This window comes from Colwellia sp. MB02u-9, from assembly GCF_014077085.1.
Classification (GTDB): domain Bacteria; phylum Pseudomonadota; class Gammaproteobacteria; order Enterobacterales; family Alteromonadaceae; genus Cognaticolwellia.
This window is the reverse complement of sequence record NZ_JACGVF010000088.1, coordinates 59,023-81,621: the sequence shown is the minus strand read 5'-3', so window position 1 is coordinate 81,621 and position 22,599 is coordinate 59,023. Positions and strand designations below refer to the sequence as shown.

Annotated in this window: 21 protein-coding genes; 4 read left to right on the top strand and 17 right to left on the bottom strand. The window is 40.0% G+C overall.

Annotated features, from left to right (window positions below; genetic code table 11):
• Window positions 1-75: 75 nt before the first annotated feature.
• From recO to rpoE, 9 genes are all read right to left on the bottom strand, one after another.
• Window positions 76-762, bottom strand: a complete 687-nt coding sequence (gene recO, locus H4J65_RS06430; RefSeq protein ID WP_182196866.1) for a DNA repair protein RecO — start codon at window positions 760-762, stop codon at window positions 76-78.
• A 169-nt stretch (window positions 763-931) separates the two neighbouring features.
• Window positions 932-1,843, bottom strand: coding sequence for a GTPase Era (gene era, locus H4J65_RS06425; RefSeq protein ID WP_182134927.1), 912 nt, complete (start codon window positions 1,841-1,843; stop codon window positions 932-934).
• Window positions 1,844-1,877: 34 nt separating this feature from the next.
• Complete coding sequence (gene rnc / locus H4J65_RS06420) at window positions 1,878-2,564, bottom strand: ribonuclease III (protein WP_310649779.1); 687 nt, start codon at window positions 2,562-2,564, stop codon at window positions 1,878-1,880.
• Between the two features lie 2 nt (window positions 2,565-2,566).
• A complete protein-coding gene (gene lepB, locus H4J65_RS06415) occupies window positions 2,567-3,487 on the bottom strand; it encodes a signal peptidase I (protein ID WP_182134925.1) in 921 nt (306 codons plus the stop codon).
• A 95-nt stretch (window positions 3,488-3,582) separates the two neighbouring features.
• Window positions 3,583-5,373 (bottom strand): translation elongation factor 4, encoded by a 1,791-nt coding sequence (gene lepA, locus H4J65_RS06410; RefSeq protein ID WP_182134923.1) that lies wholly within the window; start codon window positions 5,371-5,373, stop codon window positions 3,583-3,585.
• A gap of 88 nt (window positions 5,374-5,461) precedes the next feature.
• Complete coding sequence (locus H4J65_RS06405; protein ID WP_182185380.1) at window positions 5,462-5,938, bottom strand: SoxR reducing system RseC family protein; 477 nt, start codon at window positions 5,936-5,938, stop codon at window positions 5,462-5,464.
• Window positions 5,935-6,957 carry a MucB/RseB C-terminal domain-containing protein gene (locus H4J65_RS06400; protein WP_182134919.1) on the bottom strand — a complete coding sequence of 341 codons (1,023 nt, stop codon included), beginning with the start codon at window positions 6,955-6,957 and terminating at the stop codon, window positions 5,935-5,937. The genes H4J65_RS06405 and H4J65_RS06400 overlap by 4 nt, the downstream gene beginning before the upstream one ends.
• Complete coding sequence (locus H4J65_RS06395; RefSeq protein WP_182134917.1) at window positions 6,954-7,547, bottom strand: sigma-E factor negative regulatory protein; 594 nt, start codon at window positions 7,545-7,547, stop codon at window positions 6,954-6,956. Before H4J65_RS06395 ends, H4J65_RS06400 begins: the two co-directional genes overlap by 4 nt.
• 151 nt (window positions 7,548-7,698) lie before the next feature.
• Window positions 7,699-8,277, bottom strand: coding sequence for an RNA polymerase sigma factor RpoE (gene rpoE / locus H4J65_RS06390; protein WP_182134915.1), 579 nt, complete (start codon window positions 8,275-8,277; stop codon window positions 7,699-7,701).
• Window positions 8,278-8,515: 238 nt separating this feature from the next.
• Between rpoE and nadB the strand changes: the two genes are divergently transcribed.
• Window positions 8,516-10,117 carry an L-aspartate oxidase gene (nadB, locus tag H4J65_RS06385; protein ID WP_182134913.1) on the top strand — a complete coding sequence of 534 codons (1,602 nt, stop codon included), beginning with the start codon at window positions 8,516-8,518 and terminating at the stop codon, window positions 10,115-10,117.
• A gap of 38 nt (window positions 10,118-10,155) precedes the next feature.
• Here nadB and H4J65_RS06380 read toward each other — a convergent pair whose 3' ends face one another.
• Together H4J65_RS06380 and H4J65_RS06375 are read right to left on the bottom strand one after the other, a co-directional pair.
• Window positions 10,156-10,653, bottom strand: coding sequence for a protein YgfX (locus H4J65_RS06380; protein ID WP_310649923.1), 498 nt, complete (start codon window positions 10,651-10,653; stop codon window positions 10,156-10,158).
• Window positions 10,595-10,846, bottom strand: coding sequence for a succinate dehydrogenase assembly factor 2 (locus H4J65_RS06375; RefSeq protein ID WP_182134909.1), 252 nt, complete (start codon window positions 10,844-10,846; stop codon window positions 10,595-10,597). Before H4J65_RS06375 ends, H4J65_RS06380 begins: the two co-directional genes overlap by 59 nt.
• A gap of 197 nt (window positions 10,847-11,043) precedes the next feature.
• On the opposite strand from H4J65_RS06375, the gene ygfZ reads away from it, so the two are divergent.
• On the top strand, window positions 11,044-12,009 hold the full coding sequence (ygfZ, locus tag H4J65_RS06370; protein ID WP_259363322.1) for a tRNA-modifying protein YgfZ: 966 nt from the start codon (window positions 11,044-11,046) through the stop codon (window positions 12,007-12,009).
• Between the two features lie 8 nt (window positions 12,010-12,017).
• Window positions 12,018-12,512, top strand: a complete 495-nt coding sequence (locus H4J65_RS06365; protein WP_182134905.1) for a peptidylprolyl isomerase — start codon at window positions 12,018-12,020, stop codon at window positions 12,510-12,512.
• A 264-nt stretch (window positions 12,513-12,776) separates the two neighbouring features.
• On the opposite strand, the gene H4J65_RS06360 is transcribed toward H4J65_RS06365, so the two are convergent.
• The 4 genes from H4J65_RS06360 to guaB form a co-directional block, all read right to left on the bottom strand.
• Entirely contained in the window at window positions 12,777-14,723 is a 1,947-nt protein-coding gene (locus H4J65_RS06360; protein WP_182196860.1) for an ATP-dependent DNA helicase RecQ, read from the bottom strand.
• A 34-nt stretch (window positions 14,724-14,757) separates the two neighbouring features.
• Window positions 14,758-15,111: a RidA family protein gene (locus tag H4J65_RS06355; RefSeq protein ID WP_182196858.1), complete on the bottom strand. Its 354-nt coding sequence runs from the start codon at window positions 15,109-15,111 to the stop codon at window positions 14,758-14,760.
• Window positions 15,112-15,357: 246 nt separating this feature from the next.
• On the bottom strand, window positions 15,358-16,935 hold the full coding sequence (gene guaA / locus H4J65_RS06350; protein ID WP_182185383.1) for a glutamine-hydrolyzing GMP synthase: 1,578 nt from the start codon (window positions 16,933-16,935) through the stop codon (window positions 15,358-15,360).
• A gap of 242 nt (window positions 16,936-17,177) precedes the next feature.
• Window positions 17,178-18,650: an IMP dehydrogenase gene (gene guaB / locus H4J65_RS06345; RefSeq protein WP_182134897.1), complete on the bottom strand. Its 1,473-nt coding sequence runs from the start codon at window positions 18,648-18,650 to the stop codon at window positions 17,178-17,180.
• Window positions 18,651-18,840: 190 nt separating this feature from the next.
• Here guaB and xseA point away from each other — a divergent pair, with 190 nt between their 5' ends.
• On the top strand, window positions 18,841-20,178 hold the full coding sequence (gene xseA / locus H4J65_RS06340; RefSeq protein WP_182196856.1) for an exodeoxyribonuclease VII large subunit: 1,338 nt from the start codon (window positions 18,841-18,843) through the stop codon (window positions 20,176-20,178).
• A 9-nt stretch (window positions 20,179-20,187) separates the two neighbouring features.
• Here the strand turns inward: xseA and H4J65_RS06335 are convergent, their stop codons facing one another.
• Window positions 20,188-20,871 carry a PilZ domain-containing protein gene (locus H4J65_RS06335; protein ID WP_182134893.1) on the bottom strand — a complete coding sequence of 228 codons (684 nt, stop codon included), beginning with the start codon at window positions 20,869-20,871 and terminating at the stop codon, window positions 20,188-20,190.
• Window positions 20,872-21,046: 175 nt separating this feature from the next.
• Window positions 21,047-22,522, bottom strand: a complete 1,476-nt coding sequence (gene der / locus H4J65_RS06330; RefSeq protein WP_182134891.1) for a ribosome biogenesis GTPase Der — start codon at window positions 22,520-22,522, stop codon at window positions 21,047-21,049.
• Between the last annotated feature and the right edge of the window lie 77 nt (window positions 22,523-22,599).

Sequence of the window (22,599 nt, the reverse complement as noted above, 5' to 3'; positions counted from 1 at the left end):
TGTTCACTGGATTAATTTTAACACCTTACATAGCTAAGTTTAACGCTTTAACTTAGAAATTTAATCATGGCTTTGCTAGGCTTTCTTACTAAAGAGTTTTCGGCTATTTAACGGTACACCATCAAGTAAATGATTAATCACTTGTCTCATCAAAGCTTTAAATGTATTGAGTACTTCTGGTGTCGATAAATCGCGTTCGGCAATCGCTTGTAAATGCCAACGATTATAACAAGGCTGCTTTAATTTTGTATAAGCTGGAATAAAGCCTTCGTCTGGTAAGTAATAGAAGCCCTCTGCACTATGCTCAAATACTAATGAAAAATCAAAAGAAAGGCCCAGCTCATCCATCAGCATCAATTCAAATTCTCGCAAACAAATCTCAATATTGCTCGCTTGTGCTAAAGCTTCTAAACTCATTTTATATTGCTGAAAAAGCGCCTCGCAAGCAATATTGTCGCCAAGCAGCTTAACCAATAATTCATTAATATAAAAAGCACTGAACAAGGCGTTTTTCTTTAAAAGGAAAGATTTGCCAATCGGCTCAACTCGAATTAAGCTCTTTAAGTTGTATTGCCCTTTCAAGGTGACTTTAATCGGTAGAAAAGGTTGTAGTAGTGCTTTACGACTCGACTTTGTTGAATGACCGACATAACTTAACGCCGCCAGTTTGCCGTCATGCTCAGTTAACAAATCAATTAGCAGCTGATTCTCTCGATAAGGTCGACTATGGAGCACAAAAGCTGACTGCGTAGTTTCTAGCATCTAGATTCCAAGTTAGCCCAGTGGTATTTAAGCACTGTTCAGAAAGCGAAAAATAAAATTTTTATTGGCTCAGGTAACAGTTACAAACTAAACCTAAGTACCTAACGCTATGTAGGCGAGGCTTAATCGACTACTTTGTGAATAGTAAATTAAGCCCGAATATATCAAACTAACCTGAGTAATCGTCGCCATAGCCTAAGCTTCTTAAGGCGCGTTCGTCATCTGCCCAGCCTGATTTAACTTTCACCCAAGTCTCTAAAAATACTTTACGTTCAAATAGATTTTCCATATCACGTCTTGCTTCTTGGCCAATAACTTTCAGCTTTTCACCCTTATTGCCAATAACCATACGCTTTTGGGTCGTTCTTTCGACTAAGATCAGCGCGTTAATATGCAAGATACCTTTTTCATCAATCTTAAATTGTTCAATTTCAACCGTTGTTGAGTAAGGTAATTCATCGCCAGTAAAACGAATTAGCTTTTCACGCACAATTTCAGAGGCCATAAATCGACTTGAACGATCGGTAATATAATCTTCAGGAAACCAAAATTCTGCTTCGGGTAAGGTGTTAAGGCAGATTTTTTTAATCGCCTCAACGTTATCACCTTTACTCGCTGAAATCGGTACAATGTCAGCAAAGTCGTGCATAGCACCTAGCTTCTGTAAATGCGGTAACAAGGTGTCTCTGTCGGGTATATTATCAATTTTATTAACCACTAATACACAAGGAGCACCGCTGTTTTTAATTTTGGTCAGTACCATTTCATCGTCGCTTGTCCAATGTGTACCTTCAACTAAAAATACTACAGTGCCAACTTCTGCCAAGGTACTGCTAGCCGCACGGTTCATTAAACGATTAATGGCCCGTTTTTCTTCTGAATGCAGGCCAGGGGTGTCAACTAAAACGGCTTGATGATTACCTTCAGTTAAAATACCTAATATTCGATGACGTGTGGTTTGTGGTTTACGTGAGGTAATACTGACCTTTTGGCCAAGCAAGGTGTTTAATAATGTTGATTTACCAACATTTGGACGGCCAACAATGGCAATAAGACCGCAATAGGTTTGTTCTGTTGTCATAATCTAGTTATCAACTTAAATGTCAAACAAGCGATTAAGCTTGTTCTATTAATTCTAAAACCTGCAAAGCGGCGGATTGCTCAGCTTTACGTCGGCTACTGCCCTTAGTAATCACTTCCTTCACCACTACACTTGTTGTGCAGCGCACTGTGAACTGCTGATTGTGTGATTGCCCTGTGGTATTAATTACATCATATTGTGGCAAAGGAATTTTTCGTCCCTGCAAATACTCTTGTAAACGTGTTTTGGGGTCTTTTTGTTCATTGCCTGGTTTGATGTCGCTTAAGCGCTGTTCAAACCAGCTGAGAATTAATGCCTGACATGTGGGTAAGTCGGCATCTAAATAGACAGCGCCTATGATGGCTTCAATGGCATCTTCAAGGATCGAATCTCTGCGATGACCACCACTTTTTAATTCGCCAGGTCCTAAAATCAAATATTGACCTAGGTCAAAGTCTCGACCCACCTCAGCTAAAGTAACACCTTTAACCAAACTTGAACGCATACGCGTTAAATCGCCTTCGGCCTGCTTGGGAAATTTTTGATATAAAGACTCTGCAATCACAAAACCTAAAATCGAATCACCTAAAAACTCTAGTCGCTCATTATGAGCACCTTTAGCGCTTCTATGTGTTAACGCTTGCAATAATAGTTTTGGCTCTTTAAAACTATAGCCAATTTTTTTATAAAGCCGCGCAATCGCGGCAGGAGTATGTAACACAGTTATTCAATTCCACCGATTCGAGAAAAACGCACGTTAGTTGGTATCCAATGTGGTAAAAAGCTGTCTGGTGTCCGATCAAAATCAAAACTCATCCAAATCGCAACCGCTTCACCGACTAAATTCTCTTCTGGCACAAAGCCCCAAAAACGTCCATCTAAGCTATTATCCCGATTATCGCCCATAACAAAGTAATGACCTTTAGGCACAAAAAACTCATTCGCTTGTGTACCACTTTGCTGAAAGTAATGCTGTGTGCGCGGTAAAATTTGCTCATTGACTAAGAAGTCATGTGTTTTATCCGCCATCGTTGAGCTGTAACGCGTTAATGGCATACCATCGTCGTTATAATCGGTTTTATTTTTAAAGGTTTGTTTTACTTGCTCAAAATCTGGACATTTTGCATCAGAAGGCAAGCAGGCTGATTTGATATATAAAATTTTATTTTTATATATCACTCTATCGCCCGGTAAACCTATCACACGTTTGATGTAATCAATTTGTGGATCTCGTGGGTATTTAAAGACCACAACATCACCACGATCTGGCAAGCCAACTTGAAAAAATTTATTACGTACTACGGGATCGCGCAAACCATAGTTAAACTTATTCACTAAGATAAAATCGCCATCAAGTAACGTTGGCATCATAGAACCAGAAGGTATTTGAAACGGCTCATAGATAAACGAGCGCAGTATCAAGACAAAAGCAATAACCGGAAAAATTTGTACTGAGGTATCAACTAATGCTGATGGCTCAATTAATTTAGTCACAATGTTTTCACTTAAAGGTGATGCACATTGAGCTTGCGCATCGGCTAACTTAAGCTGACGTTGTGGTGCTAAATAAAACTTATCAGCTAACCAAACAATGCCGGTAATTACGGTAACTATGACTAAAAATATTGAAAAGTAAACTGCCATATTATTCCTATCTTTTAATAATTAAACTAATACAAAGTTGACTACTTAAGTGTTCTACTCTTTCATTGAACAGTTCATTAATCAACTTGGTATTCTTATTTATCTAATTTAAGCACAGCTAAAAACGCTTCTTGTGGTACTTCTACATTACCCACTTGCTTCATACGTTTCTTACCATCTTTTTGCTTCTGCAATAATTTTTTCTTACGAGAGATGTCACCACCATAACATTTTGCGGTAACGTTTTTACGCAGCTGTTTGACCGTAGTTCGAGCGATAACATTGTTACCAATGGCCGCTTGAATAGCGATATCAAACATTTGTCGATGAATTAACTCTTTTAATTTTTCAACTAGCATGCGACCACGGGCAACAGAATTGGCGCGATGAGTGATCATAGCTAACGCATCAACTCGGTCACTATTGATCATCACATCAACACGGACCATGTCAGCCGGCTCAAAACGAATGAAATGATAATCTAATGAGGCATAACCACGACTGGTGGATTTTAACTTATCAAAAAAGTCCATCACCACTTCTGCCATAGGTAATTCATAAGTTACCGCAACTTGATTACCGTGATAAATAATATCTTTTTGCACACCACGTTTGTCAATACATAAAGTAATAACATTACCTAGATGCTCTTGAGGTACCAAAATATTCGCTTGCACTATTGGCTCACGAATTTCTTCAATATTATTTGTTGCCGGTAAATCGCTTGGATTATCAATAGAGATAACATCACCATTGGTACAAGCTATTTCATAATTTACCGTTGGCGCTGTTGTGATCAGATCAAGATCATATTCGCGAGCAAGACGCTCTTGCACAATTTCCATGTGCAACATGCCCAAGAAACCAATACGGAAACCAAAACCTAGTGCTGATGAGTTTTCAGGTTCAAAAAACAAAGACGCGTCATTCAAGCTGAGTTTATTTAAAGCATCACGGAAGTTTTCATAATCTTCTGAACTGATCGGAAAGATACCGGCGTAAACTTGTGGCTGAACTTTCTTAAAGCCCGGTAAGGCCTTTTGCGCTTCTTTTTTAAAGATAGTTATTGTGTCACCTACTGGTGCACCGTGAATTTCTTTAATACCCGCAACGATAAAGCCAACTTCACCCGCTTTTAATATACCGGTCGGTTTTTGTTTTGGTGTAAAAATACCCACCTTGTCGACAATATGGTGTTGTCCTGTCGACATCACCACCATTTTATCGCCTTTTTTGATTTGGCCATTCATAATTCGAACTAAGGATACTACGCCTTGGTAGTTATCAAACCACGAATCAATAATAAGTGCTTGCAGCGGTGCATCAGGATCACCCTCTGGAGGAGGAATATTCTCAACAATAGTTTCTAGTACGTCTTCAATACCTAAACCGGTTTTAGCCGAACAGGTCACAGCACCGGTAGCGTCAATACCAATAATATTTTCAATTTCTTCACTGACACGCTCAGGATCGGCTTGTGGCAAATCAATTTTATTTAGAATAGGGATGACTTCCAGTTCCATTTCAAGTGCGGTGTAGCAGTTAGCTACAGTTTGAGCTTCAACACCTTGACCAGCGTCAACCACCAGTAAAGCACCTTCACATGACGCTAATGAACGAGAAACTTCATAAGAAAAGTCGACGTGACCTGGCGTGTCGATAAAGTTGAGTTGGTACACTTCACCATTTTTTGCTTTGTAGTCTAACGTAACACTTTGCGCTTTTATGGTGATACCACGTTCGCGCTCAATATCCATAGAATCAAGTACTTGGGCTTCCATTTCACGTTCTTGTAGACCACCACAATGTTGAATTAGGCGATCTGAAAGCGTTGATTTACCGTGATCAATATGGGCGATAATAGAAAAATTTCGAATATGTTTCATAAATGGGAAGTCAAATAAGTTTATAGTTAATTCAATAATGGTGAGATTTTAGCGAATTTAGCGCGCTGGGGCTATCTTTTGTTGCGATTCAATCAGTGATTTCTGTAATCATGATGTTTTGATTTTCTCGACGGATAATTTTTGGCGCCAGTTTTGCACAGGTTGCGCTTTTTATTTGTTGCCTTTTAGCTAGCATAAAGCCACAAAAACCACCGCTAATACCCAATAAAATGGCAAAAATTTCATGAGGCAGTATGGTGTTAATTACTAGCCATTGGCCAAACCAAGAAGCCAATAACAAGCCTAATACCGGCCATAAATAAACTTGCCAAGCCGATTGCAAGAGAGCACTTTCATTTAAGCCTAACACAACGTTATCGCCAAGTTCTAAGGCTAGTGAAGATGTTAAGGTCAACGAAAGTTTTTTCTGTGGAAAAGCTTTTGCCACCTGACCGCTGCCACAATTGTCAACTTGCTGACAGCCACCACAAGCTGATTTTATCAAACTGGTCACGGTGACATTGTCATGGTCAATAGCGACGACGGTGGCTTGTTCTTCTATCATGGTGTGGAATTAGTATTTAAAACAACAGAATCAGCAATGGCCTTTGCCGTTTTTGCTGGAATTTTACCCACAACACTGACTTCAAAGCCGTTAACGACTTGATTCAATACCACGGTTGCGCCATCCATAACATAATCAGTCGCACGTTGGTTGTCTTCACTGGGATTTACGTAAACAGAAACATCGACTAAACCATCATTAAAAAGCATAAATTCAACAGGTTTTTTAGTGGTAGAAATTCGATGACGATTGGCATTTAATCGTTTAAAGCCATCAGGTAACCATTTAACTTGCCATTGCAGTACTTGCTCTTGATATCCGGCTGGAATTTCAATAACTTTTGGCAAGCTTGTTTGCTGTAATTGCAATAAACTTTCACCTAAAGCATCAGTGATATCTAAATGGGTAAACTGTATTTGTTCTAATAATTGACCAGTACGATTTGCCAAGGCGAGTTTTAATAACATACCAGATTCTTGGTCTAACCATAGCCAGTGTCCGTAACGATAGACATCTTTAGAAACAATACGAATTAATTGCGCAGGTCGCCCTAGCACTCGACTTCGCCCAACAGAGATAAAATCATAGGTTTGACCAAGTGCAGTGACACCTTCGCGCAAAACAGCAGGTATAGGACCGGTTATTTGTTGAGATGTTACTGAGTATGGAGGTAATTCTGGCTCGATATAACTAACAATATTGTCCTTTCGTAAAACATCCCTGCGCGGGCCGTTTAACAAAGAGAGAATTTCTAGCTCATTACCACTTTCATCTACACCATGAAACCAGTGATAAGGTTCTGCCTGATTGTTTTTAACCACAACAAAAGAGGTACTAAAGTTAAGCGTTTGTAAAGAGGTTGCTAGGCGCTCAAGCCAAGGTTCGGCTTGTTCGTTTTCATTGGCCGCTATGGGTGTGCTAATGTCTTCATTAGCCTCTACTGGTGTGCTAATGTTTTCATTGGCTGCTACTGATGTGCTAATGGTAATCAATAGCAGCAGACTTGATATTAGTTTCATTTAGCTGATTCTTCAGCCTTATCTTGTGGTGATGTATGATTGACATCAACTGAACTTAATTTAATTTGTTGTTGATGATCTGACAATAGCGCTTGGAAACGTCTTTGTTGTTCAATAAAAGCTTGTTTCTCACTGCTGCGACTAGTTTGTTGAAAATTTAAGCTTACGGGTTCTGCAACACCACCAAATGGCATAGTTTTAACCACTTGACTGGCCGGTAATAAAGCATCGGTATCAGCGCTATTTTGTTGTACGCCCATGACCATAAGACCGGCTGCAGATGCTGCAATGGCCATTTGACCAAAGGGTTTAGCAAACTGCACCACTTTCGCTTTTAATTTTCCAACAAGATTATTGCTAGTATGAGGCGCTAAAATCGTTGGCTCATCAGCAATCGCTGACGCTATTTGTGATGACAGGTCAAAATTAATAACATCAGAAGTTTCACCGCGCATTACATCACCCATTAAATGGTAACGTTGCCAGGTTGCTGACAAGTGTGAGTCATTGAGGATTTCATCAAATAGTTCATCGTTTTGTTGATCATTATCTACAATCGACGATACTGCCTCAAACTTATTTTCACTCATAAAGACACCTTAAAAAAATAACTCTTCATTCATTAGTTAACAAAAGACTACACTTTTATCAGCTAATACTATATTTATTATGCTTGCGTGTACTGCTGTTGAGCTTATTATTTTTGCATTTAATGTTACTGCATTCACTATTGCTGTAACACTATTGCTGTAACAATGGTCTGATTTTTTTATCGACTGCATCACGCGCTCTAAATATTCTTGAACGTACTGTGCCAACAGGACAATCCATAACCGTTGCAATTTCTTCGTAACTTAAGCCTTCTAACTCTCTGAGGTTGATCGCAGTGCGCAAATCTTCCGGCAATTGTTCTATGGTCTTAAATATGACACTTTTAATTTCATTGGTCAGTAATAGTTTTTCTGGTGAGGCATTCTCTCGTAACGCTTCACCCGAGTCATACATTTCTGCATCTTCAATTTCAATATCTGAGCCAGGGGGTTTACGTCCTCCGGCAACTAAGTGGTTTTTCGCACAATTAACAGCGATGCGATACAACCAAGTATAAAAAGCACTATCACCTCGAAAATTAGGTAAAGCTCGATAAGCTTTAATAAATGCTTCTTGTACTATATCAGGCACATCACTATGATTTTTAACATAGCGTGAAACCAAGTTTGCTACTTTATGTTGATATTTAATTACTAGCAGGTTAAATGCGTTTTTATCACCACGTTGCACCCGCTCAACCAACTTTTGGTCAACGTTCTGTTCGCTCATTTGAGCTCCATCTCCTACTCGCCATTATTTCACTTATCTACATCTGGTTTACATCTGGCTCATAGCAAACGCAACAACTCATGGCAAACGCAACAAGTAGGACTAGCCTTATGTTAAAAAGTTCGATAAATATTGAAAAAAATTAAATTTTGTTTATAAAAATAGTTTTCTGCTGTTCTGTAACAGCAATAAAAGCTATATTGGGTCATAGATTATTGTACCTTAATTTTAAGAATATATGAATCAACAACACAACTGTGACGTTTTAATTATCGGCAGTGGCGCAGCAGGATTATCGCTTGCTCTGCATCTAGCCAAAAATGCCGACGTGCTTATTTTAAGCAAAGACCAAATTAACGAAGGCTCAACATTTTATGCCCAAGGGGGTATTGCAGCAGTCTTCGATGAAAATGACAGTATTGCCTCACATGTCGCTGATACCTTAATCGCTGGAGCGGGATTATGCGACGAAGCCATAGTGCAACATACCGCTGAAAATGCCAAAAACTGCTTAGAATGGTTGATTGATAAAGGCGTTGATTTTGATCAAGATGTACCGGCTGCTAATGGAGATATTCGCTATCATTTAACGCGAGAAGGCGGACATAGTCACCGAAGAATTCTGCATTCAGCTGATGCCACAGGTCAAGCCATTCAAACAACCTTGGCATCACAGGTAAAAAATCACCCTCGCATTCGTATTTTTGAACGCTATAACGCTATTGATCTGGTTTATCAAAAAAATAAAGTCAATGCTGAACGTGAATGTATTGGTGCCTATGTATGGAATCGAAATGATGAACACGTTGAGCGCATTTTTGCCCATAAAACTATTTTAGCCACGGGTGGCGCGAGTAAAGTTTATCAATATACCTCAAATCCTGATGTTGCCAGTGGCGATGGTATAGCTATGGCATGGCGCGCTGGTTGTCGCGTTGCAAATATGGAGTTTAATCAATTTCATCCTACTTGTTTATTCCATCCTGAGGCAGGTACCTTTTTATTGACTGAAGCACTAAGAGGCGAAGGCGCACTGCTACTTCGCCCTGATGGTAGCCGATTTATGCCTAGCTTTGATGAACGAGCTGAATTAGCGCCACGTGACATTGTGGCCCGCGCGATCGATTTTGAAATGAAACGACTTGGCGCCGATTGCATGTATTTAGATATTAGCCACAAATCCAGTGATTTTATTAAGCAGCATTTCCCAACCATTTACGAACGCACACTCGCCCTTGGCATCGATATCACAAAACAACCTATGCCAGTGGTACCTGCTGCTCATTACACCTGTGGTGGTGTTATGATTAATCAACAGGGCCAAACCGATATTGAAAATCTATATGCGATAGGCGAAGTCGCTTATACCGGACTACATGGCGCTAATCGCATGGCAAGTAACTCGCTACTAGAGTGCCTAGTATTTGCGCGAGCCGCCGCCATTGATATTGAACAAAAAATTGATATATCAAAACCTTGCATAACACTTCCTGCCTGGGATGAAAGCCGAGTTACCGACTCAGATGAAGAAGTGGTTATTCAACACAACTGGCACGAACTGCGGTTATTTATGTGGGACTATGTCGGTATTGTACGCACAACAAAACGCTTAGAGCGAGCATTGCACCGAGTCGAACTTTTACAAAGTGAAATCGAAGAATACTACCGACATTTCAGAGTCAGTAATAATTTATTGGAGTTACGAAACTTAGTCCAAGTGGCCGAATTAATTATTAGATCAGCATTAGATCGTAAAGAAAGTCGAGGTTTGCATTATACCTTGGACTTCCCTGATTTATTGACAGAAGCAAAAATCACTATACTTAAACCAGTGGAGTAATAAGGTATTTTTACCCGTAACTTTTCAGTCACCGCTTTTCATCCGTAACTTTTTACCCGCAAGATAGTGCGAGCCAAACGCGCCTGATCTTTGCTAGATAAGCTATCTTTGAAAATAAAGTGTTGAGTAGTTACGGCGTCTTTGCTGCTAAAAACCAACCAATAACCCCACAAATTAATTTGTGAGTTAGCCGATATTTGCAAAGCTTTTTGATGGTTAAATTGGCATTCACCCGTATCTGATAAAACAAAATTCGCTTTAGTTTTATCTTTGCTTGAGGTAAATAACATCAGCCACTGACTTGCTAGCGGCGCAGGGGCTTGGCGATACAGAAAAATTATAAAGCCCAACAAAGCAGCCATAAAAAATCCCAGCCAAAAGCTAATGCCGAAAAGAACGGTTAAGGTAAGATAAGTAAAACTCAAATAAAATAATAAGTTAAATATCGCCCTATGCCTAGAAGGCGATACCTTAATATTATAGTTTAACTCGCTGTAATATAATCTGCACCATGGCGTTAAGCTCTTTGTCTTCACAAGTTTCGTGCCCCATAAACCATGCGAATAGCTCAGGATCTTGACACTCTAATAGACGCTCAAAAGTAGCTTTATGTTCAGTAGATAATTCATCGTAAGCCTCTTCAACAAATGGCATAAAAAGTATATCTAACTCTAGCATACCGCGTCGACAAGCCCAGCGAAGTCGAGGTTTATTATCTTTTAATGTCATACATCACTCTAATTAGTAAAATCTCGCCACATTCTAACAAATCCAAAGTTAAAATAGCCACGAATTGATCATTAAATTAGTAAACTTTTAATAGTAAAATAGCAGAAAAATCGGCTATATGCTTGTAATCTGAATAAATGTCCTCACCTATGATGTTAATAGCCTTTTTTTAGCAATATCGCCGGATGATGAACATAATGAATAATAACTTACCTAGTTATAACGAATTACCAGAAGTATTTGCAATCAACCTTGATAGTATTGGCGCCATTACCTTAACGGGTCAAGAACAAATCAAATACCTACAAGGGCAAGTTACCTGTGACGTTGACACCTTGGCGCAGGAAAAGCTCCTTATTGGCGCGCACTGTAACGCCAAAGGTAAAGTATTTTCTGCTTTTCGTTTACTGGAGCGTGAAGAAAAATTTTTCCTACTCCAACCAACAAGTTCGATTGAGCAATCTTTAGCAGAACTAAAGAAATTTGCCGTCTTTGCTAAAGTTGAGATAAGCCAAGACACTGAACTGGCTTATTTAGCCATTGCAGGCGAGCAAGCATCAGCTAAAATGGCGACATTATTTCAACAAGTGCCTGACACACTTACACCCGTAGTACACGAAAATAATACCACCTTGGTTTACCTTGCTGGCAACATTAGCCGCTATATCATTATTGATAACGTTGATAAATTAGCTGATATTTCTGCAACCTTTGATTTTCCAGTCTATGACGGTGCGCTTTGGAACTTACTAGAGATTTCAGCTGGGTTTCCCATGCTCTCTCAACAGTATGTCGCAGAATATGTACCGCAAATGCTAAACCTGCAAGCAATCAATGGCATTAGCTTTACTAAAGGTTGTTATTTAGGCCAAGAAACTGTTGCTCGTATGCAATATTTAGGTAAAAACAAACGCGCGCTTTTTGCCCTAACAGGCAAAGATATGGAGGCTAACGTCGGTGATATCATCGAGAAAAAGCTTGGTGAAAATTGGCGTAAAGCCGGTGATGTATTAGCGGTTTATCAAGCCAGTAATATGCAGACCTACATACAAGGCGTTTTAGCTAACGATGTTGATAATAGCACAGCGCTAAGAATTAAAACCCAAGACTCAGCCCTAACAATAATACCCTTACCTTACAAATTAAGCACAACCACTGAATAGGACATAATATGAAAATTACCGACAACAAAGTTGTTGTACTGCATTACGCGGTATCTGATAACGAAGACACCTTAATTGATAGTTCTTATGATCACAGCCCACTAGCGGTAATTCAAGGTTCTAACTATCTGATCCCTGGCTTGGAAGCAGCCTTAGTTGATCACAAAGCCGGTGATAAATTTGAAGTTGAAGTCAGTGCAGACGATGCTTATGGACAACGTGAAGACGGCTTTGTACAAACCGTACCCAAAGAAATGTTTGCTGGCATTGAAGATTTAGACGTAGGTAGTCAGCTGCGCGCCACGACTGATGAAGGCGAACAAACCGTTATCGTCATTGACGCACAAGAAAATGAGATTACCGTTGATGGTAATCACCCGTTGGCCGGCATGGACTTAAAGTTTGATGTTGAAATTATAGAAGTACGTGATGCTACTGAAGAAGAGTTAGCGCATGGCCATGTTCATGTTGAAGGTGAAGAAGGTTGTGGCCACGATCACTAACATTTATGAATCCAAGCCAAGGCTAGATTAACCTAAGCTGATATTAAAAAAGGCACTGATAAAGTGCCTTTTTTGATCGGTCTGATATCTCGCCAGCACAAGTTATACCAATTTCATTAATTAGGTGGTCTACTTTATACGCAGGAAAAATGGCCAAATATAAGGCATTTATTTTAATAACTAGTTGTTCTAATTATTAAATAAATAACGCAGTAGTTGGTTGTTTTAACCAGTAAAAATGATCAGATAATTAGTGATATGGTATTATACCAAAGGTATGACTTGTGCTTTAATTTCGCTGTAGCGCATATACTGACAAACGCCAAAGTAACTTAATTGCCGCACTTTAGCGCGGGTAAATAACGGCACACTCATGCCAGACAAAAATCGACAAATAGTATCAGTAGACAAGATATTCGCTGATTCACCAACAGGAGACTTTAACGTTGAAAAATGCTGTTGCAACTGCTTAATACCTAGAGCAATTGTGTCAACACTCACTGTTTGATGATTGCTTGAATAAGGTAATATTGCCACCTGCCCACGACAAACGGAACAATGCCCACAGTTTTTTGGTGCACCTTGATCATCAAAGTATTGCGAGAGCTGTTGAGTTAAACAATCTTCACTTTGAAAAAACGCGACCAGCTTAGTGATACGCTCGATTTCGGCTTGCTCTTTGTCAGAAAAGTAATCAAAAAGCGTATCAACCAAAGCATTATTTTCTAACGCCGCCATGTTGACACTAAAGACTTCTGTTGCCTTTTTCGTTTCCAACACAATATGCTGCTGCTCTGCTAAATACTCAAGCGCTGCAACAATACGTTTTCTCGGCGCTTGATGACGCGCATACATAAGATCAAAGTCGGGCTCACCCCAAATTTTCTTCATTTTTGCGCAATTAAAAACTTGTGCTAAAAATTCGTTACGCTCGGCATTAAATGCGCTGATGATTTGCGCTTTTGGCGTAACAAATTTAAATTTAAAATCAGCAAAATAGCTAAATTTAGCGTCAATAACCCCAAGTAATTCTAACTGAACCAATAAGGTTTTTAATGGCAGCTGTTTAATATTACTGGCATTTGACAAGCTCAGCACTTGCAGTTCCCATTGGCCATCTTGCATTTCGTTACGTATGTTTTGCAACACATAGTCGATGCTTGAGCGCTCAGGCGTGTCAGCATAAACAAAGTTTTCTACGGTATGAATACCATCAAGATTGGCCAGAGTAAAACAGGCAGCATTAGCTTTGTCTCGACCTGCCCGGCCAATTTCTTGACTATAGTTTTCAATAGATTTGGGTAAATCATAATGAATAACAAAACGGATATTAGCTTTATCTATCCCCATACCAAAGGCGATAGTTGCGACGATAATCGGGGTTTTTCCGTGCATAAAGTCTTGCTGAATTTGCTTGCGCACATCATCTTTAAAACCGGCATGGTAAGCCTTTGCCGCTATACCTTGTTGTTGCAGAAAGTCAGCCACTTTTTCAGCACTATGTTGCAAAGTAACATAAATGATACCGCAACCTTGGTGCTGGCGAATTAAATCAACCAGTGTTTGGTTTTTCTCTCTTTCTGCGACCGGTAAAACAGATAGATCTAAGTTGCTGCGATAAAAACCTGTTTGCACTATATGCTCATCAGTAATGGCAAATTTATTAGCCATATCCTGCTTAACTTGTTTAGTGGCTGTGGCGGTAAGTAAAAGCACTAGGGGAATATTGAGCTCTTGTCGATAACGTGGCAATTTTAAATAATCAGGTCGAAAATTATGACCCCATTCTGAAATACAATGTGCTTCGTCTACCACCAACATAGAAATAGCAATAGCTTCAATAAACTGACGAAAGCGCTCATTTTTAAAACGCTCAACTGATACCATCAAGATTTTTATTTTACCCGAGCGAACGTCACGGGTAATTTGCTGACTCTCTTCAAATGATAATGTTGAATCGATACTGGCCGCGGCAATACCTTTTGTATGCAAAAATGCGAGTTGGTCTTTCATCAAGGCCAATAAGGGCGATACCACCAAGGTTAAATGCGGTAAATTTATTGCCGCTAATTGATAGCATAAGCTCTTACCGGCACCGGTAGGGAAAATGGCTAAGGAAGAGTCACCATTAAGCAACTGCGTTATGGTTTGCTCTTGCCCGGTTCTAAACTCATCAAACCCAAAGGTAGTTTTTAATGATTGCTGTAACATAATTGCCCTACTGCTTAAATATATACTGTCTAGTCTATGATATTAAGGCAGCAACAACACTTATTTCGACCAAAAGCACATCTCTTGCCATCGCCGCTTGCACACAAGCACGAGCGGGTGCAAAACCTAGTGGCACCCAAGCATCCCATACTGTGTTCATAGCAGCAAAATCAGTCATCGTTTTTAGGTATATTGTGGCTGATAACATATGCTGTTTTGAACTACCGGCCTCTACTAATAAAGCCTCAACCTTATCTAGCATAGTTTGTGTTTGCTCAGTAATACTTTGCGTGGCGTCAGCGCAAACCTGACCACATAAATAAACGGTGCCATTGTGTTTTACTATGCGGCTCATGCGCGCTTTAGTCTCTAGTCTTTCAATTGTCATTATTCTCGCCTTGATATAGTTAAAATCGCTGCGCCTTCATATCCATGTAATCGCAGCATACCCTAACATCTGGTACATAAAAAACCCCAAGGTTTACACCTTAGGGTTTTATAATATTAATGAAAAAATAACTGAGGTCATCAACACAGGAAGAAGATTCAAATTCAAGGCGAAAGCACCAAGCCTAGTTTACTCGCTGAGTACTGCTAACGCAGAGTTGAATGTTCTCACCCGCTTAAGGCTCAGTTACTCCCATTCAATAGTCGCGGGTGGTTTACCCGATATATCGTAAACTACACGAGAAATACCATCCACTTCGTTGATAATACGGTTAGACACTAGGCCTAAGAACTCGTAGGGTAGATGTGACCAACGTGCAGTCATAAAATCGATAGTTTCTACACAACGTAGGCTAACTACCCAATCATATTTACGTGCATCGCCCATCACGCCAACTGAACGTACCGGTAAAAATACCGTGAAAGCTTGGCTGACTTTTTTATACAAGTCATGTTTGTGTAATTCTTCAATGAAAATGTGATCAGCACGACGTAATAAGTCAGCATATTCTTTTTTCACTTCACCTAAAATTCGCACACCTAAACCAGGTCCAGGAAATGGATGACGATAAAGCATGTCGTAAGGTAGTCCTAACTCAAGGCCTATTTTACGCACTTCATCTTTGAATAATTCACGTAATGGCTCAACTAAGCCAAGTTTCATATGTTCAGGTAAGCCACCCACATTATGGTGCGACTTAATCACATGTGCTTTACCGGTTGCTGACGCGGCTGACTCAATAACATCAGGGTAGATAGTACCTTGTGCTAACCATTTAGCATTACTGAGTTTATTGGCTTCTTCATCAAAAATTTCAACAAAAACATTACCAATAATTTTACGTTTTTTCTCAGGATCACTCTCGTCAGCCAAACGGTCTAAGAAGCGGTTTTCGGCATTAACATGAATGATATTCAAACCAAAATGGTCGCCGAACATATCCATGACTTGTTGGCCTTCGTTTAAACGCAGTAAACCGTTATCAACAAAAACACAAGTTAACTTATCGCCAATTGCCTGATGTAACAGCATGGCAACAACTGATGAGTCAACACCACCCGATAAGCCAAGTACGACTTCATCATCACCGACTTGCGCTTTCATTTTGGCAATCGCATCTTCAATAATTGACGCTGATGTCCAAAGCTTTTCACATTGACAAATATCAACAACGAAATGCTCAAGAATACGTAAACCTTGCTTGGTATGAGTCACTTCAGGGTGAAATTGCACCCCGTAAAATTGCTTCTCTTCATTGACCATAGCGGCATATTTACAGCTAGGGGTTTGTGCAACCGTAACGAAGCCGGCAGGAATAGCTGATACTTTATCACCATGGCTCATCCAGACATCTAACAAGGCATTACCGTTTTCACTGACATGGTCTTCAATGGCATTAAAGAGTGCAGATTTAGTAATAACTTCAACCGCGGCATAACCGAATTCTTTCTGCTCAGAGCTTTCAACGCTGCCGCCTAATTGCTCAGCCATGGTTTGCATACCATAGCAAATACCTAAAACAGGTACACCGGCATTAAACACATACTCTGGCGCACGTGGTGAATTATGCTCAGTGACTGACTCAGGTCCACCAGCTAAAATAATACCGGTTGGATTAAAAGCTTTCAGTTGTTCTTCTGTAACATCCCAAGCCCATAATTCACAATAAACCCCAATTTCACGCACACGACGAGCGATGAGTTGGGTGTACTGTGAACCGAAGTCTAATATGAGTATGCGGTGATCATGAATGTCTTTACTCATGTTGTTTTCCTACTTTTATTTTTAAATGTATAAAATGAACAGGCTGAGCGTTCGCTCTATTTGAGTTACTGCTCAGCCTATTTGAATTGTTGTCGATGAGGTATTCGCCTGCATCAGTTTTTCTACTTTCTATCGCTATTCAATTGATAAAATTGCCGTCCAGTTCAAGGTGCTAGCGCGGAGCTTAGTTTCCTAAGTGAGCACTTACAACGCCAAGATTGGCCGACAATAATTCAATAACGCTAACCCATACGGTAGTTGGGTGCTTCTTTAGTGATAGCTACATCATGCACATGCGACTCGCCCATACCAGCAGAAGTAATCTTCATAAATTCAGGCTTAGTGCGCATTATTTCAATTGTCGCTGAGCCAGTTAAGCCCATTGATGAACGTAAACCGCCCATTTGTTGGTGAATAATAGCGGCAACAGGACCTTTATAAGCAACACGGCCTTCAATTCCTTCTGGTACGAGTTTGTCGGCTTCACCGTCAGATTTTTGGAAATAACGGTCACTTGAGCCTTCTTTTTGGCTCATGGCGCCTAAAGAGCCCATGCCGCGATATGACTTGTAGTAACGTCCTTGATAAAGCTCTACTTCACCTGGCGCCTCTTCAGTGCCTGCCAACATGCTGCCGACCATCACACAATGCGCGCCGGCCACTAGTGCCTTAGCAATATCACCAGAAAAACGAATTCCCCCATCGGCGATAACGGGAATACCCGTACCTTTTAAGGCTTCAACCGCATTAGAAATAGCGGTCAATTGTGGTACACCAACACCGGTAACGATACGGGTAGTACAAATAGAACCTGGGCCTATGCCAACTTTTACCGCATCCACTCCGACATCGGCCAATGCTCTAGCGCCAGCGCCAGTAGCAACATTTCCGGCAATAATTTGTAAGTCAGGATATCTGCCACGTGTTTCAGCAACACGGTCAAGCACACCTTGTGAGTGACCGTGAGAGGTATCAATCAATAATACATCGACTCCAGCAGCAACCAGCGCATCTATACGCTCATCGGTACCCGCACCAACACCAACAGCAGCACCAACGCGTAAGCGGCCTAATTCATCTTTACAAGCGTTAGGTTTATTTTCAGCTTTTTGGTAATCTTTAACTGTGATCAACCCTTTTAGTGTGAAGGCGTCATCAACCATAAGAATTTTTTCAATACGATGTTCGTGCATTAAACTTAAAATGACTTCACGTGACGCACCTTCTTTGACGGTCACTAATTTGTCTTTTTTAGTCATCAATGCTGAAACTGGTTTTGTTAAGTCTGTTTCAAAACGTAAGTCGCGACCGGTAATAATACCAATCAACTTATTTTTTTCATCAACAACAGGAAAACCAGAAAAACCAAGTTCATCAGCTAGGCGCATAGTGTCTTCGATACTTGCACTTGGGTTGACTGTGACGGGATCTGAAACAATGCCACTTTCATATTTCTTAACTTGAGAAACATTTTTGGCCTGTTCAGCTATGGTCATATTTTTATGGATAAACCCGATGCCACCTTCTTGTGCTAAGGTAATGGCTAAACGCGCTTCGGTCACTGTGTCCATCGACGCAGAGATCATAGGTACATTTAAATTTATCTTTCGAGTTAATTTAGTTTTTAAATCGGCAGTATGGGGCAGTACCGTAGAATGGGCAGGTACCAGTAAAACATCGTCAAAGGTTAACGCTTCTTGAGCAATTCTTAGCATCGCAACATCTCTCTAAAGTGAGTGGTTAGGGAGGAAATATTGCGGCAGAATTTTAACCGCTTTCCCTACTAAGGTAAACTTAAAATTGCAATTAATCGAAAATAAACTGCCGATGCTGGTCTAAACAAATATATAATACTGGGCAATTACCCAATTATTACCTCTTAACAACAGAAAAAGTAAAGTATTTATGGCTCAACAGCACATTCTACAAGTAAGTGAACTCACCAAAAAAGTACGTTTTATCTTAGAAAGTGAGTTAAATACCGTCTGGTTATGTGGCGAAATATCGAATTTTATTGCTGCAAGCTCTGGCCATTGGTATTTATCCTTAAAAGATCAAAAATCGCAAGTTCGCTGTGCCATGTTCAAAGGCAATAATCGTCGGGTGAGAATACAGCCACAAAATGGTCAACAAGTATTAGTACGCGCTAAAGTTTCCTTGTACGAACCACGAGGCGATTTCCAGTTGATTATTGAACAAATGGAGTCAGCGGGTGATGGACTGTTAAGACAGCAATATCAATTATTAAAAGACAAACTACACGGTGAAGGTTTATTCGAACTGCACCACAAACAAGCCATTCCTAAGTTAATTCAAACGGTTGGCATTGTCACCTCTCCTACAGGTGCTGCGGTCAAAGATATCATCACAGTATTAAAGCGCAGGAATCCATTAATAAAGGTCATTATTTACCCAGTGTTAGTACAAGGTGAACAGGCTAAATATGAGATTGCCCAAGCGATTAACTTGGCTAACGAGCGTAATGAGGTTGACGTTTTATTAATTGGTCGTGGCGGTGGTTCGCTGGAAGATTTATGGGCCTTTAATGAAGAAATAGTCGCTCGCGCCATTTTCCAGTCAAGCTTGCCAACCATCAGTGCTGTTGGACATGAAATTGATACAAGCTTAGCTGACTATGTTGCCGACTTAAGAGCCCCAACACCGTCTGCAGCAGCGGAAATAGTGTCTGCTGATGTTGACGAGCGTATTAATAAAGTGGCTGAATTACTCAGTCGTGCACAGCTAGCGCTTAAGCAACAACTCAAGCGCGCCGGTCATTCGCTAACCAGTTTAAATCATAGGTTAGCCCAAGTGCATCCCGAGCAACAACTACAAAATAAACAGCAAAAGTCAGATGAACTGAGTATGCGCTTGCAAGGGCTAATTACCCGAGCAATAAACCAACTTAAGCATAAGCCTCAATACCTTGAACAACGACTACTCAATGCCTCACCATTAAACCACATAAAACAAAATCGGCAACAGGCGGCTCAACTCAACACAAAACTTATTGGCGCACAGCAGCGCTTATTAATAGCCAAGCGAGCAAGTTTTGCCCATCAATGCGAACAACTTCATATGGTAAGTCCATTAGCAACAATTGCTCGTGGTTACAGTATAACTCGTGATGAACAGGGACAAATGATTAAGAGTACCAAAGATATAAATATCGCTGATACCATTAAAGTAGAAATTTCAGATGGTGTAATAGACGCTAAGGTGATAGCGGTGCAAGTCAATTAATACAGTAAATTAATGCGGTAAAATAACTGCCTGTTGTAGCAGTTTGTTCACTTCAACTTTACTTGAATCATCAAATTTAACCCCAAGCATGACACCATCAACTTGGGTTTTGGTGTTACAAATCTCAGCATTTAGTTTCAAGTTTTTTAAGTCTTGGAAAGCTTCAATAATGATTTCCACGGGTTTATCTTCAGTTAAGATAAGTTTCTCGCCATTAGTAATCATAATCTGACAGCCAGACACTGAAATATCAGATATTACTGAGGCCCAATAGTCACCTTTCACCTTAACTTTCGCTTTGATATAAGTCTCAATACGCATTGATGAGCGTAGGTTTTGTAAGAGGACTTCACGTGGAAAATCAAGCACAATAATACGTGATGGAATTTGAATCGTTTGCCTAATATTAGAAATAAAGGCAACTACAGCACCTTCATGACCTTCAATTAACCCGCGCACGGTTACGCCTATACCTTGGGTTACGTATTGTGCAAAACTGCCCAACTTTGAACTGTCAGGGTATTGTACTAAAACGTATTTTTTTGGCATGTAGCCAATAAAAACTGAACGAAACTTACCACGTTGACCGGATGGAGTTGTCATATCTAATGTGACAATCGCGCCTGGATTTAACAAGGCTAAATTGCGACTTAATCGCCCAATCACTGGTACTTTTATAGGATTATCAGGCATAAATTTCCAACAACATTTAATTTAAATGAGACAAAAAAAATAATAAAACAAGTTAGTCGACAATTTCACAGTAGCGGAATATCATCATGAAATCAATATGGTTTTTAGCTATTTTAACTATATTTTGTCATAAAAAAGCTGATGTTATCATCAGCTTTTTTATCAAAATAGCCACTTAGTCTTTCTTATAACCTTGAGTTAGACGTGCCATTTTCTTTTGCTCGGTGTAGTTGAGCTTTTTCTTACCAGCAAACGGGTTAGAGGTTTCTCTAAACTCAATTCTTATTGGCGTACCCATAATTTTTAATGATTTACGGTAATAATTCATTAAATAACGCTTGTAAGAAAGTGGTAGATTTTTCGCTAGATTGCCATGAATAACGATAATAGGTGGATTGTAACCACCGGCATGAGCATATTTTAGTTTTATACGACGACCTTGATGCATAGGTGGCTGATGATCAAACACCGCCATGTCTAAAATTTTGGTGACCATAGAAGTAGAAATACGCTTAGTCGCTGAAACAAAAGCTTCTTCTACCGATTCGTATAAGTGACCCACACCTGTACCGTGCAACGCCGATATAAAATGAATACGAGCGAAATCGATAAAACCTAAACGACGATCTAATTCAGATTTAATACGATCTTTAACATGATCATCTAAACCATCCCATTTATTTACCGCTAAGACTAAAGAGCGACCCGCTTCTAAAATAAAGCCCAGTAAGCTTAAATCTTGATCGCTGATGCCCTCTTGAGCATCAATGATTAATAAACATACGTTAGCATCTTCTATTGCACGCAGAGTTTTAATCACAGAAAACTTCTCTACGATATCAGTAACATTTTTACGGCGACGAATACCTGCCGTATCGATTAAGGTATAAGGACGACCATTATGTTCCATTGGAATATAAACACTATCACGTGTGGTACCTGGCATATCAAATACCACCACCCTGTCTTCACCTAAAATTCGGTTCGTTAAGGTTGATTTACCGACGTTAGGCTTACCAATAATCGCTAACTTGATGGTGTCAGTTTCTTCTGGTGCTTCGTCAATATTTTTTTTATCTAGCGCTTCATGATCTATGTTTTCATCAAAGTCACCGTCAAATTCATCATTTTCTAGTACTTTTGGTTTACCAAGTTCGGCAATATGAGGCGTTAGCGCTAAGGTTAATAGTTGCGTAACACCACGACCATGTGCGGCGGCAATTTGATGTACTACACCACCCAAGCCAAGAGAATAAAAGTCGGCCACAGCAGAGTCGGCATCTATACCATCAACTTTGTTGGCAACTAAAAATACTTTTTTATCTTGCTTACGTAAATGGCTAGCAATGCCTTGATCAGCAGACGTTAAACCTACTCTTGCATCAACCATAAATAGCACGGCATCTGCTTCGTCAATGGCAATCAGCGACTGCTCGGCCATTAAGGCATCAATACCTTTTTCGTTACCTTCAATACCACCGGTATCAATAACAATAAAAGGGTGCTCTTCAACTTCCGCTTTTCCGTATTGACGATCACGGGTTAACCCTGGATAGTCGGCAACTAAAGCGTCTCGACTGCGCGTTAATCTATTAAATAATGTTGATTTACCGACATTAGGTCGGCCAACAAGTGCTACTACAGGAAGCATGTTCACCTCAAATCTCTCTTTAAACTCAATATAACTCAATCATTATATCAGTATTATTAATAAACAACGGCTCCAGT

Coding starts and splice junctions, on each gene's coding strand:
- lepA (WP_182134923.1), bottom strand. CDS start 5,373: ATGAAACATATTCGAAATTTTTCTATTATCGCCCATATTGATCACGGT.
- rpoE (WP_182134915.1), bottom strand. CDS start 8,277: ATGAGCGAACAGAACGTTGACCAAAAGTTGGTTGAGCGGGTGCAACGT.
- recO (WP_182196866.1), bottom strand. CDS start 762: ATGCTAGAAACTACGCAGTCAGCTTTTGTGCTCCATAGTCGACCTTAT.
- H4J65_RS06400 (WP_182134919.1), bottom strand. CDS start 6,957: ATGAAACTAATATCAAGTCTGCTGCTATTGATTACCATTAGCACATCA.
- guaB (WP_182134897.1), bottom strand. CDS start 18,650: ATGCTAAGAATTGCTCAAGAAGCGTTAACCTTTGACGATGTTTTACTG.
- H4J65_RS06375 (WP_182134909.1), bottom strand. CDS start 10,846: ATGACATTAAAAGATAATAAACCTCGACTTCGCTGGGCTTGTCGACGC.
- H4J65_RS06405 (WP_182185380.1), bottom strand. CDS start 5,938: ATGATAGAAGAACAAGCCACCGTCGTCGCTATTGACCATGACAATGTC.
- guaA (WP_182185383.1), bottom strand. CDS start 16,935: ATGAGTAAAGACATTCATGATCACCGCATACTCATATTAGACTTCGGT.
- lepB (WP_182134925.1), bottom strand. CDS start 3,487: ATGGCAGTTTACTTTTCAATATTTTTAGTCATAGTTACCGTAATTACC.
- H4J65_RS06360 (WP_182196860.1), bottom strand. CDS start 14,723: ATGTTACAGCAATCATTAAAAACTACCTTTGGGTTTGATGAGTTTAGA.
- H4J65_RS06365 (WP_182134905.1), top strand. CDS start 12,018: ATGAAAATTACCGACAACAAAGTTGTTGTACTGCATTACGCGGTATCT.
- H4J65_RS06395 (WP_182134917.1), bottom strand. CDS start 7,547: ATGAGTGAAAATAAGTTTGAGGCAGTATCGTCGATTGTAGATAATGAT.
- ygfZ (WP_259363322.1), top strand. CDS start 11,044: ATGAATAATAACTTACCTAGTTATAACGAATTACCAGAAGTATTTGCA.
- nadB (WP_182134913.1), top strand. CDS start 8,516: ATGAATCAACAACACAACTGTGACGTTTTAATTATCGGCAGTGGCGCA.
- H4J65_RS06335 (WP_182134893.1), bottom strand. CDS start 20,871: ATGCCTGATAATCCTATAAAAGTACCAGTGATTGGGCGATTAAGTCGC.
- der (WP_182134891.1), bottom strand. CDS start 22,522: ATGCTTCCTGTAGTAGCACTTGTTGGCCGACCTAATGTCGGTAAATCA.
- era (WP_182134927.1), bottom strand. CDS start 1,843: ATGACAACAGAACAAACCTATTGCGGTCTTATTGCCATTGTTGGCCGT.
- xseA (WP_182196856.1), top strand. CDS start 18,841: ATGGCTCAACAGCACATTCTACAAGTAAGTGAACTCACCAAAAAAGTA.
- H4J65_RS06355 (WP_182196858.1), bottom strand. CDS start 15,111: ATGACAATTGAAAGACTAGAGACTAAAGCGCGCATGAGCCGCATAGTA.